The organism is Mesorhizobium cantuariense (assembly GCF_042647205.1).
In the GTDB taxonomy this organism is placed as follows: domain Bacteria; phylum Pseudomonadota; class Alphaproteobacteria; order Rhizobiales; family Rhizobiaceae; genus Mesorhizobium; species Mesorhizobium cantuariense.
Genome location: NZ_JBHRVD010000001.1, coordinates 379,902 through 396,403 on the forward strand (window position 1 = coordinate 379,902; position 16,502 = coordinate 396,403).

Sequence of the window (16,502 nt, forward strand, 5' to 3'; positions counted from 1 at the left end):
GATCCAGAGCTGACAGGTCAATCTAGGAAGCGTGGTTTGCCGAAGCATTCACAGCACTACACACGACCTTGCCAAGCCCTCGTCCCGGCGACGGGACCTCAGGAGAGCGCTGCCGTTTCGGCTCGCTCCGAACGCTCTATCTCCTATGCCATCGCTGCGGCCTTATACCAACGGTCTCGGGTGCTGACTCTTTCGTGATTTTGGAGCGTCGCCCAACCGTGATTCCGTGTTGCCGAAGGAGATTCGGCCATGGGATCAGCGGTGAAGTTACGAACGGACTATTCGGCGACGGAACTGCGCCGCCTCGCGCGTGGGTCGAAGGATGTGCGGCAGAGCAGCCGGCTATTGTCGATCGCTGCGGTACTGGACGGCATGAGCCGGGCAGACGCGGGGCGGATTGGCGGCATGGACCGCCAGACGCTGCGGGACTGGGTGCACCGGTTCAACGCGACCGGCCCCGATGGCCTTGTCGACCACTGGTCGTCGGGCCCGCCGTGCCGGCTGTCGCCTGAACAGAATGCTGAACTGGCGGCAATCGTGGAGAGGGGGCCGGATCGCGCCGTCGACGGCGTCGTGCGCTGGCGGCGCATCGACCTAAAGCGCGTCATCAAGGAGCGTTTCGGCATCGATTACGATACCCGCTATGTCGGGAAGCTGCTGCACAAGCTCGGCTTCTCGCATATGAGCGCCCGGCCGCACCACCCGGCGCAGGACGCCCATATCATCGAAGAGTTCAAAAAAACTGGCAGCGCACGCTGAAGGCGCATCTTTGCGACCTGCCGCCGCGTACGAAGGTGGAACTCTGGTTCCAGGATGAAGCCAGGATAGGTCAGAAGAACGGCATCACAAGGCAGTGGGCCAGGCGTGGCACGCGGCCGCGACAGCCAGCCGACCAGCGATACAAGAGCGCATATCTGTTCGGCGCCATCTGCCCGGCTCGGGGCACCGGCGCAGCTCTCGCGCTGCCATTTGCCGACACCGAGGCCATGCAACTCCATATCGACGAGATCAGCCGCCATGTCGAAAAGGGCGCGCATGCCGTGCTCATCATGGATCGCGCCGGATGGCACACCACCGCCAACCTCAACATGCCGCGCAACATCACGCCGATCTTCCTGCCCTCGCGTGCGCCCGAATTGAACCCGGTCGAGAATGTCTGGCAGTACATGCGGCAGAACTGGCTCTCAAACCGCGTCTTCGAAAGCTACGATGCCATTTATCGACGCCGCATGCGATGCCTGGCACAAGCTACTCGCCGCTCCCGAAACAATCACATCGATCGGAATGCGAGAATGGGCTCATGTCGGTCAAACTCCATGACTCTTGGTATTACTCCAGCGGAAATCGGTCGCATCCACCCACATGCGATGGAGCACGACGCCCAACTTGCGGGCAAGGGCCACCTTGGCGCGCTTCATGCCCCGGCGTTTCGCCACGTCGAGCGCCCAGTGCTTCAGGCTCGAGAAGCGGATCGCCCGCGTCAGCATGACGTGCGCAGCTTCAAAGAGCGCAGTTCGCACCATGGCGTCGCCGACCTTGCTGACACCACCGTCCCGATCGGTCTCACCGGATTGATATTTTTTGGGCGTAAGCCCGAAGTAGGCTCCGACCGTACTGGATTTTCCAAACCGCATCGGGTCGTCCACCGCCGAGCGATAGGTCAGGGCGACCAAGGCCCCAACGCCAGGTGTGCTCATCAATCTGTGGCAGACCTTATCAGCGCGCGCGATCTTCAGCATCTCGCGATGGAGCTTGCTGAACTCGCACCACAACGCCATCCGCGCCGCCAGCATCGCACCAATCACCGTCTCCAAAGTGACGTGGCCTGCTGTCAGCTCCCGGATGCGCGTCTCAAACTTTCCACGACTGACCTCTCCGACCTTCAGCCCATAGCCGCGCAAGATCCCGCGGATGCTAAGTTCGACGTCGAGAAGCTTGCCTTGCAGAAGCTTGCGTCCAACAAGAAGGGCTCGGCTATCCTTGCAAGTCACCGATTTGGCATGAACCGGACGGTACCATCCCATCCTCAGCAGTTGGGCGATCCCGCGTGCATCTTTCCGGTCGGTCTTCACCGTCATAGCCGAGAGCGCCGCCTTCACGTGCCGCGTCTCGAGCAAAATCGCATCGCGTCCGGCGGCCACAAGCCCGGCATGCAGCCATTGCGACAATGGCCCGGCCTCGAGCCCAATGCGACTAACAGACAATTCCAGTTCGTCGAAATAGCGGACCAGCGCCTCCGGCTCGCTGGCGATCTTGACCTCGCGCATGATCGTTCCGGTCGCGTCAACAATGCACACGCTGCTCTCTTCCAGAGAGACATCGATTCCCGCATAATGTTCCATGGCTGTTCCTCTCATGATGTTTGGAGCCGATCGCTCGGACTCCGTTTCAACACCATCATTCTGAGGGACAGCCACCCAACCTGGCTATGCTCGCGAAGGCCGGCCCATTACGGCATCTAGCAAGCATTTTCACTGCGGACTGAATGTGTGGCGGAGCAGGAACTATCTCATCTGGATGGGTGAGTCTTAGCTGCATCTCGTCGCCAGATGACGACGATATAAAAACTGCATTTGACGCAAGCCGCTAGGACGTCTGAATGTCTGCTGGAACCAAAATCTGGACGTTAAGCAGTAGCTTCGAACATCGGTCCGATGCGTAAATGTGACGTAACCGAACCACAACATGGAAAATCCTTGGGGTGAGATATGGCGACGATGTCCTCAGCTATTCCCGTGACAGGTGTCCCGTTCCCGAGATCCGAGTACGAACGCAGGCATCTCAATCTGCTGGAGGCGGTGGTGAGCTCGGGGCTAGACGCACTTGTAGTGACTGCCCATGGCCATCTTCGATATCTCAGTGGATACGACGGGAGTGGTGGATACTTCGCACCGTTTCCTTTGATCATCGTGCCCGGTCGGTCGCCAACATTTGTTGTCCGACAGTATGATGAGCAAGCAGTCCGGTCATATAGTTGTATTGACGAGATAATTACTTATACATATCAGCAAGATTTTGCGAAAGTGTCTGCCGACGTCCTTCGTCGGTATGGCCTGCAAAGTAAGAGAATAGGTTTTGAACTTGGCTGCTGGAACCTCGCGCTGGCAGATGTTAACGCGCTTCAGGCGCAGCTTCCCGACCTAAAGGTCGTTGATGCGACTCGCCTAGTTTCTTCGGTGGCAGCGGTGAAGGGTGATCTGGAACTCAAGTGCATGCGCGACGCAATGCGCATGACCGACTTGGCAGTGCAAACCTTCCAGCGCTCGCTACGGGAAGGTGTAACCGAATTGGAGATGGCAGGGACCATCGCGGCAGCCGTCAGGGCAGAGGCCGGCAATAGGAATGGGGAAATTGGGCTTTCTCCCGGCACCACCATTTTATTCGGAGAACGGACAAAGTTGCCGCATGGCCCGCCAACTCAGCATCCAATTAGTAAAAATGAGCCGGCTTTTCTGGAAGTCGGCGCATCAAAACACGGATACACCGTGGGGATGGTACGGTGCGCTGTGCTTGGCCAACATCCTGAGACTGAGTCTCTGCACACCTTGGCCGAGGAGGTTCTTGACGCACTCATTGCCGCAGTTAGGCCCGGCACATCCGCCGAGGCAGTCGACGCTGCCGGCCGCGCGGTGCTGGACCGATCCGGGAGAAGGGGAGTCTTTCGCCAACGTACCGGATACCAGACTGGCATTCATTGGACTGAGCGTGGTGACCTGAGCTTGGAACCGGGTGCGGAGGATATACTGAAGTCCGGCATGACCTTGCATATGCCAAATATATTGTGCAGCGAAAACGGCTATCTATTCGGATCCGGCGCTCACGTCCTAGTGACAGAGGGTGGTGCAGAACTATTGAGTCAAACACCGCCGAGACTGTATCGCGCATGATGCCTAAGCAAAGTCGAATCATGACCAAACATGGATAGAATGGGTGTTCGCGTTGCGGTCTTCGGGAATGTTCTCGATCATGACTTGTAGGACTTGTGCAAAAAGTCGTGCGCCTCATGTATCCCTGGAACCAGCGCGTTCTGGCCGCCTTCTTGGCACTATTCGACATGTCAATGGTCACCGAACTCTCCGCAATATGAGCATCCAATTTTCCGTACCTGACGGGTGAGGGGCTTGGCGATCGGCCCGCCCCTGATCGTCGGATTTCACTCTTGGCAGCCGTCCGCGTTTTTTCGGCGGCGGAGGCGGGTTGATATGTGCTTTGATCGAACGTGCTCGGGGACGAGATCGGCGTGCTGTCGAAGCGGTAGCTTGTAAGCGACCAGGCGCCCCCATGTTTCGCGGATAGATAAATGGCGCGACACTCTCGTCGAATACGTTGGAATCGTGCTGTCCGACGCCGCCTGAGATCATCGAATGGCGCAATAATACCTCGCTATGCGTGCGTGCCCGTCGCAGCGTCCTTGTGAGCAGCGGCAGTTCCACCAAGCTAGGCGGCGCCCATCTAGTCTTACTGAGTCACGAAAGCGCGCGGAGGGGGATTCGTAGGCGACCTGGTTGTGATAGGTTGGCGATTCACAGCGATGGATGGGCGCCATGGTCAGCGAGGACGGTTGCGAAGCAGCCGCGTTTGATGGGTATTTGGAAGCACTGGTCGAGGTCATAGGCCATGCCGATCGGGCAGAGCCGCTGCGGGATTATTGTACGGGTTTGATGATGCCGGTGGCGCGCAAAAGCGTGGAGCCCCTGGCCGCCGTTACGGCGCCATCACGTGTTTCGGCCAAGCATCAATCGCTTTTGCATTTCGTGGGACAAGCGCCTTGGTCGGATGACGCACTGCTGGCGCGCGTTCGTGATTGGGCCTTGCCGCGCATGATCGAGCGTGGCGGTGCGATCACCGCCTGGATTGTCGACGACACTGGCTTTCCAAAGAAGGGGAAGCATTCCGTCGGTGTCGCACGCCAATATTGCGGCCAGCTCGGCAAGCAGGACAATTGCCAGGTTGCCGTCAGTCTTTCGATTGCGAATGAGGGGGCCAGCTTACCGGTTGCCTGGCAGCTTTATCTACCTGAGATCTGGGCAAATGATCCAGAGCGCCGGAAGAAGGCGAAGATCCCGGACGAGATCCTATTTCAAACCAAGCCACAGATCGCGCTTGAACAAGTACGTGCGGCGCTAGAGACGCAGATGCCGGCGGGCGTGATCCTTGCCGACGCCGGTTACGGCGCAGACGGCGGGTTCCGCCGAGGATTGACCGAGCTGGGCCTCAGCTATGTCGTGGGTGTCCAGCCGACGCTCAGTGTTTGGCGCCCAGGCGAAGGACCGCTACCGCCCAAGACCTGGAGCGGAAAGGGTCGGCCGCCGTCGCTGATGCAACGAAGCGCGGATCATCAACCTCTTTCAGCCAAGGCGCTTGCGGAAAGTCTGCCGATAGACGCGTGGCAGACCGTCATATGGCGGGAGGGCAGCAATACCGATCTTGCGTCGCGCTTTACCGCTGTTCGTCTTCGTGTCGCGTCCAGAGACTATAATCTCGGACATCCGCACGCCGAAGAATGGTTGCTTGTCGAATGGCCCGAAGGTGACAAAGAGCCGCTCAAATACTGGCTTTCGACCCTGCCGGAAACGACCGCGCTGCGTGATCTTGTTGCCACGACCAAGCTAAGGTGGCGGATTGAACGGGATTATCGCGAGCTCAAGCAGGAACTGGGCCTTGGCCACTACGAGGGTCGAGGTTGGCGCGGATTCCATCATCACGCCAGTCTTTGCATCGCGGCTTACGGGTTTCTCCTCTCCGAACGGGAGACGATTCCCCCCTCAGCAATCGCCCGTTCCAAAAGCAGCGAAAAACCTCCTATTCCCCGCGGTTCACGATCCAGCGAGCCCGCCCATTCGCCCCGAACGGCACACCTCAAATTCGATCGCGACGCTGCATAGAAAACTGACCGTCGCACTTGCCCGCAGATTGATGCGATGTCCCTGCTGCGCTCAGTCGAAGCCGAAATATCCAAATTTATGACGCAGTAAGACTAGTACCTCTGCACAGAGGTGTTGATGGCTTTTCAAAAGCGCGTCTAAACGACGACAAGCGTTTGGTGCTTGTGGACGGAACAAAAAGGCGGCCTTTGCAGGCCGCCGAGTGTGGAGGATGTGTGCTTTAGAGCGAGGACGGGGCTTTTTCGATATCGCTGTGATCGGTCGGTGTTCGTTGCTGCTCCTGGATAAGTTCCTGGAGTTGGACGCCGTAGTGAGACCAGATGCTATCGGCGAGATCGTTGAGGAGCTCGAAGACAGCGAGCGCCTGTTCGGGTGTCCATTCGGGATTGATGAGGAAGTGGATACCACGACTGAGGCCGGACGGTTGAGGATCTGGTTTCATGCTGCGGGCACCTTTTCGCCGGAGGAGCGGCTGGTGCGTTTTTCGCGCTGTGCCTTTGATCGCTCGGCCGCTTCCTTGAAGCGGTAGGAATCGCCTTCGATGGAGATCACCTCGGATCGGTGCATGAGGCGGTCGACGAGGCTGACGACGCAGGCGGCATTGGGAAAGACCTCCGACCAATCAGCGAAGGGTCTGTTGGTGGTGATGATGGTTGAGCGTTTTTCGTAGCGCCGGCTGATGAGTTCGAACAGCAGGTCCGCATGACGGTTCGAGTAGGACAGATACCCGACCTCGTCGATCGCAAGAACGTCGGCGGCGGCGTAGTGGTGAAGGCGTCGGCGCAAGGCTGCGTCGCTGTCGAGGGCGGCGAGTTCGCCGAGCATCTCGCTGGCGGTTCGGAAGACGACGGTGTGACCGCAGATGAGCGCCTGGTGAGCGACATTGCGAGCAAGTGTCGATTTCCCGACGCCGTTGGGGCCGATAAAGACGATGTTGGCGGCATCGTTCATGAAGGACAGGGTCATCAGATCCTCGACGGCGGCGCGGTCGATGCGGCGAGGCCAGTGCCAGTCATAATCGGACAGTTGCTTGAAGTGGCCGAGCCTGGCGGCACGCGTGCGTCGCCGCATCGAACGGTCGGAGCGCTCCTCTTCTTCCCATTGAAGGACGGCGGCCAGCCAGTCCGCGTCAGCGATTTCGTCCCAATGGGTGATCAGGCCATTGAGGCGCAACGCCTTGGCCCGGTTGAGCAGGATGTCGGGATTATTCATCATCTTTGCCTCCAAGGGTCAGTTGGTCGTAGCTGTCGAGGCGATGCGGCCGTACCGTCGTATCCTTGCGCCGCACGTGTTCGGGCAGGCTCGTTTCGACCGGCGGCGGAGCACCGCGGGCGACCCGGCGGCGTTCCAGTGCGTCGCGAACCGACCTCGAATGGGAGGCGCCGGCATGCAAAGCTTCCTCGACGGCGGCCTGCAGTTCCTGCGCGCCGTACAGGTCAAGCAGTTTCAGCAACGCGTTTGTGATCGCACCGATATTGGAGCCACGCTCGGCGGCCCGGATCATCAGGGTCTGGCAGGCCGGCACGGCGCGGGTCAGGCTGTTGAGGCCGCGATGCTGGCGCGCCTCGCGCTTGATTGCGACGAGTGCCTTGAGGTGCTGAGGGTCCTCGATCTGCTGGTCGCGATCATAGCTGCGACGGTGACTGGCGATCATCTTTGCGCCGTCGAAGACGCGGACCAGGCCGAGATCGGCGCGCACGCTGAGCGTGCGCCGGACATGAGCATGCGGTACCGAGTAATCGTTGAGGTCGAAGCGCACATAGGGCGTTTTGCCAACCTTGGCGGCGACCTGCTCCTCGACGGGGTATGGGTTGGCGGGCAGCGGCAGAAGCAGTGGCTGCTCTTGCGCAAACGCCTGGCGGACCGTCATCGTCCGGTCCTCGGGGCATGGCCGGTCGGCTGCCTGGTTGCGGCACCACTGTTCGGCCTGGGCGTTCAGATCGTCGAGATCGGTGAACTTGCGGGCGATGAAGAATGCTTCCCTTATATGCCGTATGGCGCGCTCGACGCGGCCTTTTTCGTTGCCCCGGGCAACCGCGACAGGACGTGGCTCGAACCGATAGAAGCCGGCGAAGGCAAGCAGCGTCGGATGGAAGCGGATCGCATCGCCCTGGCGCTCGAGCACCGCACTCTTGAGATTGTCGTAGAGCAGGACCCTGGGCAGCCCGCACCATGTGTTGAACGCGCCGACGTGACCGCGCAGGAAGTTTTCCATGCGCGCGTCGAGGAAGAAGCGCAGGTAGATGTCGCGTGAGTAAGAAAGCACCATCACGAACGCCATGAGCGGCCGGCGGGCGTTGCCGATCTCGATGTGACCGAAGTGGGCCCAGTCGACCTGTCCCTGCTCGCCCGGCAATGTGCGCAGCCGCAGGAACGCCTCGGCCGGCTTGCGGGGACGGTGCAGGGCGACCAGGTGCCGAAAGTGCGTCGGCAAGCCCCGGTAGCCGCGCTCGCGCACCATCGCATAAAGGCGGCTGGCGGTCAGCGAGGGGAACTTTTCCAGCGTCTGCTCAATGAATGGAAGATACGGGTCAATGATTGAGGCTCTCTGCAGCGGCTTGTGCCGGGGCAATCCCGCCTGGGCCAGAACGCGATGCACCGTCGTGTGATGGACATGCAATTGCCTGGCGATGGTGCCGCAGCGCCACTTCTCGGCGTGATACAGGCGCATAATCCGGCCAACGTCACGGCTGATCCGGCTGCCCGACGACGTCGATGCCGTCGCCGCTGCCGCAATGATGCTGAAGGGATTGACTGCCGAATATCTGGTCCGCCGGACCTATCAGGTGAGCCCGGGCGATAGAATCCTCGTCCATGCTGCAGCCGGCGGCGTCGGGCAGATATTGTGCCAATGGGCGGCGCAGATCGGCGCGAAGGTGATCGGAACGGTCGGCAGCACAGCCAAACGAGAGATCGCCGAGCGCCTTGGCTGCGCCCGCGTGATCGTCACTGAGGAGGAGGATTTCGTCGCCGTCACGCGCGCGGAGACAGGCGGCGAAGGCGTGGCCGTGGTTTACGATGGGATCGGCGCGGATACGTTCGAAGGATCGCTGCGGTGCGCGCGCGTTCGCGGGCTGGTGGTCGCGTTTGGAGCGGCCTCGGGCCCGATCCCGAAGCTCGATGTTCAGTCGCTGGCAGGTCTCGGTTCACTCTACGTTACCCGGCCTGGCATTGATGCCTATACGCGTACAAGCGAGGAACTGCGCGAGGCCGCCGACGCCCTGTTTACGATGGTACGGAGCGGTTGTGTGCGGATCGCCCCGCCGCGCACCTACCCGCTCGCAGAGGCCGCGCAGGCGCATGCCGATCTCGAAGGCCGTCGCACGACCGGGTCGGTCGTGCTGCTCCCATAAGGATGGATTGGGGGTGTCAGCTAATTGCGGACGATCGGTCTTTGAATGGACCGTAGGTTTTGGGACGCAACAGCAGCGAGCCGAACGGTGACAATTAGGTCGGCTGGAGAATGTCAGCTTATCGCCAAGCTTCTCTAAAACCGGACGGTCTGAAAACGGCCGCAGTGCAGTCCGTACCCCAATTCGTTTCTCCATCGGCCAATCAAGGTCAAGGAGAACTGAAATGGGTTATTCTCAATATGATCCTGCCACTCAGGGCCGAGCCGCTTGGAATGCCGGAAAGACGGTTGGCACGAAGCGGCCTTTCACACAAAAACAAATCTGGCGATTCGCTTCTTCCTCGATCGTGAAGGGCGTGTTCGTGACCGCGCTCTTTTCGGTCTGTCAATCAACAGCAAGGTATGCGGCCGTGACTTGGTCAAAATCAAGATTGGCGACCTGGTCGCTGGGCCGGAAATACGACGCCGTGCTTGCGTGCAACCGCCGCCACCTGCACCCCCGGCATCAGGCTCTCGGCCGCAATCCGGGATTTATCGGCCTCCGAGCGAACCCGCCGTCCCGTCGGACCTTCCAGAACCTCGACCCGGCCTGCGTAGCCAATTGTCGAGACGTCCAAATGGACGTCCATTTTGCCGTCTGCTCCCACTGGACCCTTCGTCTCTCGCGATCAGGGGGATTCTTGGCACATTCACCTCATGCGCCGCACGAGCGGAGCGGCGTGGAGCTTACCGTTGTCTGGGTAAGAACGCGATAAGACCTGCGGCGCTGATATCAGCTGACCCCAGCCACGGTTTTCCACGCCGCCAGGGCCTGGAGGCGGTGGTGGTGAATTTCGAATGCGGAGCGTTGTGACCGGGCTGGGACGAAGAGATTTCTCAGTGCTGAGAAGATCGAGACGAAGCGTTGCAGCGCCCCTGGCGATCGGAAGCCCTGCATCATCCGCTCCCGCTTTCGCAGCGGCACATGCGAATTCTCCGCCCGGTTATTCAATCCCTTGTGCGAACGGTGTTCGACATTCGGCCTGCCGCTGAGCGGCCCGCAGGGGCGTAACTTGTCGGTGATCATCCGCTTTGGTAAGACGCCCTGCTTGGTCAGCAGCCTGGTCAGCAATCGCTTTGCCGCCTTGGTGTTGCGCCGGCTCTGAACGATCTCGTCGAGCATAGCCGTCTTGATCGACGGCCCGCCACAACCAGTGTTTCGGTGATGGCCACCTCGTCCAGATGCGACACGTCGCCCCGACTGGGCTTTTGCGTCGGACGCGACGGGCGTAGTCCGGGCCGAACTTCTTTGCCCAACGGCGGATCGTTTCGTAGGAGACGACAACGCCGCGTTCCAGCAGCATTTCTTCGACAGCGCGCAGGCTCAGCGGAAACCGAAAGTAGAGCCAAACCGCATGGGCGATGATCTGCGGTGGGAAACGATGGCGCTTGTAGCTGATCGGCGAGGTGTTCATCCACCTGCGTCTATCGCAATGTCTCCTCACAACCCGTTACCGTGACATCACCGTCAGAGCCCCTTTTGCGCGAAAAAACAGGGTCCCGATTCCGTGGTCATTGACACCCAGAATTTGCGACGAAACCCTTTCTTCTAAAACTAAAACGACGGTGGTGTGCAAGCACTGATTAGTTCACATGGAGTGGGTCCGACACAGCGAAATTTGTGAGGCCGCCAGCTCTCGAAGTAGTATGCATCGCCAGGTCCCAAAATCCTGCGTTGACCCTCTACCGTCACCTCAAGTCGCCCAGAGAGAATGATACCGCCCTCTTCGCCCTTATGTGTGATTGGAAACTTGCCGGTTTCCGTACCGGCCTCGTACCTTTCCTTCAGTATCTGAAGGGAGCGGCCGAAGAGGTTTTCGCCGACCTGCCGAAAGGAGATCTTTCGGTTCCCGATCTCCAGCAACTCATCTGCGCTATAGAAAATCTTGCCTTCATTCGCAGGCTCGAATGCGAAGAAGTCCGCCATACGAATGGGTATCCCGTCGAGAATACGTTTTAGCAAGCTGACCGACGGGTTGCTCCGGTTGGATTCAATTAACGAGATCGTCGAGTTCGGTATACCGACTCGTTTTGCCAATTCCCTTTGGGAAAGCTTGTGCTGCTGACGGATATATCTCAGCCGCGCCCCGACATCGTCCATCGTTGATCCTCGAAAGTGTTGAGAACGTTGCGCATTAGGCAACACTAGGCACACCGCTCCTTTATAGTCAACTACTTAGGGGGCCACAGAAAAGGACTTGCTAACTTTAAGCCCAACAAACATGATCGAGAAAATGGAAAGAGGATTATGTCCGCTCCACAGGCAAGAAACACCTACTCGCTCGACAGCTTCTGGATGCCGTTCACTGCGAACAGGCAATTCAAAGCGGCACCCCGTATGCTCGTGAGCAGCGCCGGCATGTACTACCGGACTGACGATGACCGGCAGATTTTGGACAGCACGGCCGGACTTTGGTGTGTGAACGCCGGCCACGGTCGGCGGGAAATCGCCGATGCTGTAGGTCAGCAACTGGCCACTCTTGACTACGCACCATCCTTCCAGATGGGGCATCCGCTGGCGTTCCAATTTGCGGAACAATTGTCGATCAACGCCCCCGGGGGTACAGATGCCGGACTCGACAGGGTCTTTTTCGCAGGCTCGGGATCGGAGGCTGTCGATACAGCTCTGAAGATCGCAATCGCGTATCAGCGAGCCATTGGCCAGGGAACAAGAACTAGATTAATCGGCCGGGAACGAGGGTATCACGGGGTCGGGTTCGGGGGCCTGAGTGTCGGCGGAATTGTAAACAACCGGCGTGTCTTTCCGCTTCTGCCCGGAGCCGATCATATAAGGCATACGCATGATCCTGACCGTAATCGCTACGTTAAGGGGCAGCCCGAGCACGGTGTCGAGCTGGCCGACGATCTGGAGCGTCTTGTTGCTCTCCATGGAGCGGAAACGATCGCAGCCCTCATTGTTGAGCCTATTGCGGGATCAACCGGCGTTCTCGTGCCACCAAAGGGCTACTTGCAACGCCTGAGAGAGATATGTGATCGCCATGGCATCTTGTTGATTTTTGATGAAGTTATCACGGGCTTCGGCCGACTCGGAAAACCTTTTGCGGTTGACTACTTCGGTGTCGTACCGGACCTGGTCACTACCGCAAAAGGCTTGACAAACGGATCCATCCCGATGGGAGCCGTATTCGCCAAACGCAAGATTCATGATGCGGTGGTGCAGGGACAGCCTGGGCAGATCGAGTTTTTTCACGGCTATACTTACTCCGGTCACCCGGCGGCTTGTGCGGCCGGCTTGGCCACCTTGTCCATCTATCAGAAAGAGGAATTATTCACGGCGGCCGCCGCCGTTGAAGACTACTGGCAGGAAGCGATGCACTCCTTGCGAGGGCTGCCGCACGTCGTGGATGTCCGGAATATCGGTCTTATCGCCGGAATCGAACTGGCAAGCATACCCGATGCGCCGGGCACGCGTGGGTACGACGTATTTGTCGACTGCTTTAATCGAGGCCTCCTCATTCGCGTAACCGGCGATATTGTTGCGTTCTCACCGCCTCTCATGATCGAGAGATCTCACATCGACGATATGGTGTCGATCCTAGCAGATGCATTGAAACGTGTGTTTTGACCGCATATCCATTGGCTGTAGCCTACATAGTGAGTGTCGCCGAGCAGTGTTTGCGGCCGGTGGACTCTCCGCGACGAGTGAATGATCTGTCGTGGAGTTGGATAAATGGCCATCCGACGGAACGTATTGCCTACGGATCCCCCCGCGGCGGACATCGATGAATGTTCCATTGAAATTCACGGGAGGCTCGGTGTCGATGCCGCGATCCCTTTCTGAGAATAGCATCTCACACGATTCAGCGGGTCTGGCTGGCGCAGCTTAACCGGAGAACGGTTCGATCGGTCACAGCGCCAGAATGATGGTCGAAACTTCACGACCGAATGGAAGGAATGATATGTCTGACAATACTCAAAGGACTTCAAACTATGATCACAACAAGCAGATGAATTCGCGCATTGACTTGGCCGCAGCGCATCGTCAGGCCGTCAACGACGGGTTCGTCGAGGGCATCGACAATCACTTCACGCTCACCGTGCCGGGGCACCCAGATCGCTTTTACCTGAATGCATTTGGGCTGCACTGGTCAGAAGTGAAGGCATCTAACCTCATTGAAGTCACCCTCGATGGCCAAGTTGTCGCGGGAACGGGCAACGCCAACCTTTCTGCGGTCAGCATTCACGCACCCATGCACCGGCGGGGGATCGCCTGTGTGCTCCACACTCATATGCCTTACGCGACCGCATTGTCGCAGTTGGAGGACATGACGCTGGAACCATCTAGCCAGAACGGGATGATCCTGCACGAATTGGTCGCATATGACTATTTTTACAACGGTTTCGCGAACATCCAAGAGGAGGGTGAGAGGATGGCGGAAGTGCTTGGGGACAAGCAAATCTTGATGCTCGCCAATCACGGCGTTGTTGCCACCGGCGAAACCGTCGCCGAAGCCTATCACAGGCTTTACTTTCTCGAGCGGGCAGCGATGACCCAAATGATCGCGATGGCAGCCGGTAGGCGCCGAATGATTGCCAATGAAGTTCTCGTCCAATCACGGAGCATTTTGCAAGCCTCGAAGCAGGAATTCACGACCGAGATCAACCTGTACTTCGACGCTGTCAAGCGCGTCTTAGATACGCAGGGTTCGGACTATGCCAACTGAGGCCTTGTAACCTGCAAGCTCGCTCTCATTCACTTACGTACCCCAAAGAACACCTCCGCGTGACGATGGGAGTATGCGCGATTCTCTAATTACTAGGTATTTACGTGGCTAAGAAAAAACTACTCGCCGTGTTCCCGGAAGGCTCCACCTTTCCGACATCCCTTGAGAAGGCCAGTAGGTTTGCCGACGTTGTCCTGACGAACAATTCCGAGACGGCACGGCAGGAACTTCGGGATGCCGAAGGTTTGTTGCATTGGGACATGTACAATACGATAATTCGCAATAATCCCTTGCCGCCCAAACTTGAGTGGATCCACGTTCCTGGAATTGGTGTCAATACCGTCGTTTCGAGAGACGTGCTCTCTTCCGCTGTTGTTGTCACCAACACGCGCGGCGTATTCGAACATCCAATTGCGGAGTATGTTCTTGGCGTGATGCTGATGATCGCGAAGGATTTTCGGAAAACATTCGACTTTCAGCGCACTAAGATATGGAACTGGCGGCCAACCTATGCTCTCCGGAACCAGGTCGCGGTTCTAATCGGATCGGGTGCGATCGGCCGCGAGATTTTCATGATGCTGACGGCCGTGGGCGTAAAAGTCATTCCCGTCGGCCGGCGAGTAGTCGCGCGTGATCCCGTCTTTGGTCACGTCCATTCCGCTGATGAATTGAAGGATCTTCTACCGAAAGCCGACACGGTCATATTGGCCATGCCCCTGACAGCCGAGACTACGGGATTCATGGGCGAAACGCGTTTTGCCCAGATGAAACGGGGCTCATGCTTGATTAATATCGGCCGCGGCGACCTGGTGGATGAGAGCGCCCTGATCAAGGCTTTGGAAGACGGCCAGGTCGGAACAGCTGCACTGGATGTCTTTGCTGTAGAGCCGCTTCCGGAGCACCACCCGCTCTGGACTATGGATCAGGTATTCGTGTCGCCTCATATGTCGGCCGATTTGTACGGCTGGGAGGAACGCGCTGTTGGACAGTTTTTGGAGAATTTGGAGCGTTGGGCCACAGGAAAGCCACTCGAAAATGTGGTAGACAAGGCAACAAGGTTCAGCTGAAAAGGTGCTGCGTCTGGTCTGCCCCCTGAAAAGTTCTCTAATCGCATTGGTCAAGTTGGTTGATCGGCTTTGCGCACACGCCGGGTTCATGGTTCTCTCCGCGGTCGGTCTCGGTGGGTCGCCGCATGTTGGCGTCAGGTGGTCGGATCGACCGAAGTGGTCCTCGTGGTTGCCGAAGGCACCGCATTTTCAGGGACGGCCTGATCCGCGCCAAGCGTCCCGGCGGGGACGCATCCGTCAAAGTCAGACTAGCAGTTATGCCGCCTCCTCCTGGCTCCAACGGAATGGGGTGTTGGTCTTCCACATGGCGTGCAGGATCACGGCCATCTTCCGGGCCACGGCGATCCTCGCCTTCTTGAACCCGGACACGTACCGTCGGGGTGTCAGGCCGAGATAGGCGCCGGCGCTCGATGACCGACTGAAGCGCGATGCATCGTCGAAGGAGGAGGCGACGGACAGGGCGGTGATAACGCCAACGCCGGGCACGGTCATGAATAGGCGCGCGGTCGGGTTTGCCCTCGCGACCGCCATCAGGGTACGCATCCGAGCCTTCGCCAGCTTTAGGCCCCAGGCTTTGAGTGTCGAGAATCGTAGGTTGCGTGTCAGAAGCGTCGTGGCCGCTTCATAGAGGTGCTTCCTGGTCATCACGGCCCCCCTGCTTGGAGATGCGTCCGTTTCGGCTTTTCTCGCCGGACTCGGTCAGTGCTTGGGGGCCGTGCCAGGTCGATATGCTCTCTCGCGTGTGCCGCATTGTATGCGACGAGAACGGCGCTCCCCTTGAATCGCAGCAGGCCCAGCGCATCGCGTCCCACCTGCTTAAGCTGTTTATGAACGGCCTGAGTACCCCTCCGGTGAGGGCCGCCTTGTCAGGTGAGGGCGAACGTCGGAAGTCCTAGGGATAATCCTAGGAGTAGCCTTATGACGATGCCGCGAGTGGAGGTGATCACGTCGGTCGAGAGACGCCGGCGCTGGTCGCGGGAGGAGAAGGAGCATCTGGTTGCGGCGTCGTTCGAGCCTGGAGTGACAGCCTCTGAGGTCGCGCGATCGGCGGGCATTCACGTCAGCCAGCTCTTCCGATGGCGCAAGGATCTGTGCGACCGGGTTGATGCCGTCGCCACGCAGTTGATCCCGATCGCGGTCGTTCCCGCCACCGCTGCGCCTGCCGTTGAGGCGCCGGCATCATCGGCGTCTCCCGGCCGGCGTAGCCGCAAGAGCGGCATCATCGAGATCGAGCTTGGCGGCGGGCGCCGTCTCCGCGTCGATCGCGACGTGGATGCCGAAGCTCTGCGTCGCGTGCTGGACGCGCTGGGGCCGCGATGATCCCGGTTCCGAGCGGCGTGCGGGTGTGGCTGGCGACCGGCCACGCCGACATGAGGAAGGGCTTTCCAGGGCTGGCGTTGGTTGTGCAGGAGACGCTGAAGCGCGATCCGCACTTATGTGTCGCACGAGATTTTGTGGCGGCGCCGTCCTGATG

At 59.1% G+C, this 16,502-nt stretch carries 14 protein-coding genes and 2 pseudogenes; 9 read left to right on the forward strand and 7 right to left on the reverse strand.

Annotated features, from left to right (window positions below; translation table 11 throughout):
- Window positions 1-249: 249 nt before the first annotated feature.
- Window positions 250-1,320 (forward strand): annotated as a pseudogene (locus ACFOJ9_RS01760) (IS630 family transposase).
- Here ACFOJ9_RS01760 and ACFOJ9_RS01765 read toward each other — a convergent pair.
- Window positions 1,308-2,342, reverse strand: coding sequence for an IS110 family transposase (locus ACFOJ9_RS01765; protein WP_378976666.1), 1,035 nt, complete (start codon window positions 2,340-2,342; stop codon window positions 1,308-1,310). The pseudogene ACFOJ9_RS01760 and the gene ACFOJ9_RS01765 sit on opposite strands and share 13 nt — an antisense overlap.
- A gap of 366 nt (window positions 2,343-2,708) precedes the next feature.
- On the opposite strand from ACFOJ9_RS01765, the gene ACFOJ9_RS01770 reads away from it, so the two are divergent.
- Together ACFOJ9_RS01770 and ACFOJ9_RS01775 are read left to right on the forward strand one after the other, a co-directional pair.
- Complete coding sequence (locus tag ACFOJ9_RS01770) at window positions 2,709-3,887, forward strand: M24 family metallopeptidase (protein WP_378976668.1); 1,179 nt, start codon at window positions 2,709-2,711, stop codon at window positions 3,885-3,887.
- Between the two features lie 657 nt (window positions 3,888-4,544).
- Entirely contained in the window at window positions 4,545-5,885 is a 1,341-nt protein-coding gene (locus ACFOJ9_RS01775; RefSeq protein WP_378925689.1) for an IS701 family transposase, read from the forward strand.
- 220 nt (window positions 5,886-6,105) lie between these two features.
- On the opposite strand, the gene ACFOJ9_RS01780 is transcribed toward ACFOJ9_RS01775, so the two are convergent.
- The 3 genes from ACFOJ9_RS01780 to istA are packed head-to-tail and all read right to left on the reverse strand — an operon-like array spanning window position 6,106 to window position 8,556.
- On the reverse strand, window positions 6,106-6,327 hold the full coding sequence (locus ACFOJ9_RS01780) for a hypothetical protein (RefSeq protein ID WP_095085189.1): 222 nt from the start codon (window positions 6,325-6,327) through the stop codon (window positions 6,106-6,108).
- Window positions 6,324-7,100 carry an IS21-like element helper ATPase IstB gene (gene istB / locus ACFOJ9_RS01785; protein ID WP_206073656.1) on the reverse strand — a complete coding sequence of 259 codons (777 nt, stop codon included), beginning with the start codon at window positions 7,098-7,100 and terminating at the stop codon, window positions 6,324-6,326. Before istB ends, ACFOJ9_RS01780 begins: the two co-directional genes overlap by 4 nt.
- On the reverse strand, window positions 7,090-8,556 hold the full coding sequence (istA, locus tag ACFOJ9_RS01790) for an IS21 family transposase (RefSeq protein ID WP_378976670.1): 1,467 nt from the start codon (window positions 8,554-8,556) through the stop codon (window positions 7,090-7,092). Before istA ends, istB begins: the two co-directional genes overlap by 11 nt.
- Window positions 8,557-8,620: 64 nt before the next feature.
- Here istA and ACFOJ9_RS01795 point away from each other — a divergent pair, with 64 nt between their 5' ends.
- Window positions 8,621-9,238 (forward strand): zinc-binding dehydrogenase, encoded by a 618-nt coding sequence (locus ACFOJ9_RS01795; protein WP_378976672.1) that lies wholly within the window; start codon window positions 8,621-8,623, stop codon window positions 9,236-9,238.
- A gap of 771 nt (window positions 9,239-10,009) precedes the next feature.
- On the opposite strand, the pseudogene ACFOJ9_RS01800 reads toward ACFOJ9_RS01795, so the two are convergent.
- Window positions 10,010-10,691 (reverse strand): annotated as a pseudogene (locus tag ACFOJ9_RS01800) (IS6 family transposase).
- 140 nt (window positions 10,692-10,831) lie between these two features.
- Entirely contained in the window at window positions 10,832-11,377 is a 546-nt protein-coding gene (locus ACFOJ9_RS01805; protein ID WP_378976674.1) for a cupin domain-containing protein, read from the reverse strand.
- Window positions 11,378-11,524: 147 nt separating this feature from the next.
- Between ACFOJ9_RS01805 and ACFOJ9_RS01810 the strand changes: the two genes are divergently transcribed.
- From ACFOJ9_RS01810 to ACFOJ9_RS01820, 3 genes are all read left to right on the forward strand, one after another.
- On the forward strand, window positions 11,525-12,862 hold the full coding sequence (locus ACFOJ9_RS01810) for an aspartate aminotransferase family protein (RefSeq protein ID WP_378976676.1): 1,338 nt from the start codon (window positions 11,525-11,527) through the stop codon (window positions 12,860-12,862).
- 334 nt (window positions 12,863-13,196) lie between these two features.
- Complete coding sequence (locus ACFOJ9_RS01815; protein WP_378976678.1) at window positions 13,197-13,961, forward strand: class II aldolase/adducin family protein; 765 nt, start codon at window positions 13,197-13,199, stop codon at window positions 13,959-13,961.
- Between the two features lie 104 nt (window positions 13,962-14,065).
- The gene (locus ACFOJ9_RS01820) at window positions 14,066-15,028 is read left to right on the forward strand and encodes a D-2-hydroxyacid dehydrogenase (RefSeq protein WP_378976680.1); all 963 of its coding nucleotides are present in this window, start codon (window positions 14,066-14,068) and stop codon (window positions 15,026-15,028) included.
- Window positions 15,029-15,283: 255 nt separating this feature from the next.
- Here ACFOJ9_RS01820 and ACFOJ9_RS01825 read toward each other — a convergent pair whose 3' ends face one another.
- Window positions 15,284-15,673: a transposase gene (locus ACFOJ9_RS01825; protein ID WP_449288643.1), complete on the reverse strand. Its 390-nt coding sequence runs from the start codon at window positions 15,671-15,673 to the stop codon at window positions 15,284-15,286.
- A 273-nt stretch (window positions 15,674-15,946) separates the two neighbouring features.
- Here ACFOJ9_RS01825 and tnpA point away from each other — a divergent pair, with 273 nt between their 5' ends.
- Together tnpA and tnpB are read left to right on the forward strand one after the other, a co-directional pair.
- Entirely contained in the window at window positions 15,947-16,348 is a 402-nt protein-coding gene (gene tnpA, locus ACFOJ9_RS01830; RefSeq protein WP_378976682.1) for an IS66-like element accessory protein TnpA, read from the forward strand.
- Window positions 16,345-16,500 (forward strand): IS66 family insertion sequence element accessory protein TnpB, encoded by a 156-nt coding sequence (tnpB, locus tag ACFOJ9_RS01835; protein ID WP_378976684.1) that lies wholly within the window; start codon window positions 16,345-16,347, stop codon window positions 16,498-16,500. The genes tnpA and tnpB overlap by 4 nt, the downstream gene beginning before the upstream one ends.
- Window positions 16,501-16,502: the final 2 nt, after the last annotated feature.

Excerpts from the sequence above, each read along its gene's own strand:
- ACFOJ9_RS01765 (WP_378976666.1), bottom strand. The coding sequence starts at position 2,342 with ATGGAACATTATGCGGGAATCGATGTCTCTCTGGAAGAGAGCAGCGTG.
- ACFOJ9_RS01770 (WP_378976668.1), top strand. The coding sequence starts at position 2,709 with ATGGCGACGATGTCCTCAGCTATTCCCGTGACAGGTGTCCCGTTCCCG.
- ACFOJ9_RS01775 (WP_378925689.1), top strand. The coding sequence starts at position 4,545 with ATGGTCAGCGAGGACGGTTGCGAAGCAGCCGCGTTTGATGGGTATTTG.
- ACFOJ9_RS01780 (WP_095085189.1), bottom strand. The coding sequence starts at position 6,327 with ATGAAACCAGATCCTCAACCGTCCGGCCTCAGTCGTGGTATCCACTTC.
- istB (WP_206073656.1), bottom strand. The coding sequence starts at position 7,100 with ATGATGAATAATCCCGACATCCTGCTCAACCGGGCCAAGGCGTTGCGC.
- istA (WP_378976670.1), bottom strand. The coding sequence starts at position 8,556 with ATGCGCCTGTATCACGCCGAGAAGTGGCGCTGCGGCACCATCGCCAGG.
- ACFOJ9_RS01795 (WP_378976672.1), top strand. The coding sequence starts at position 8,621 with ATGATGCTGAAGGGATTGACTGCCGAATATCTGGTCCGCCGGACCTAT.
- ACFOJ9_RS01805 (WP_378976674.1), bottom strand. The coding sequence starts at position 11,377 with ATGGACGATGTCGGGGCGCGGCTGAGATATATCCGTCAGCAGCACAAG.
- ACFOJ9_RS01810 (WP_378976676.1), top strand. The coding sequence starts at position 11,525 with ATGTCCGCTCCACAGGCAAGAAACACCTACTCGCTCGACAGCTTCTGG.
- ACFOJ9_RS01815 (WP_378976678.1), top strand. The coding sequence starts at position 13,197 with ATGTCTGACAATACTCAAAGGACTTCAAACTATGATCACAACAAGCAG.
- ACFOJ9_RS01825 (WP_449288643.1), bottom strand. The coding sequence starts at position 15,673 with ATGACCAGGAAGCACCTCTATGAAGCGGCCACGACGCTTCTGACACGC.
- tnpA (WP_378976682.1), top strand. The coding sequence starts at position 15,947 with ATGACGATGCCGCGAGTGGAGGTGATCACGTCGGTCGAGAGACGCCGG.
- tnpB (WP_378976684.1), top strand. The coding sequence starts at position 16,345 with ATGATCCCGGTTCCGAGCGGCGTGCGGGTGTGGCTGGCGACCGGCCAC.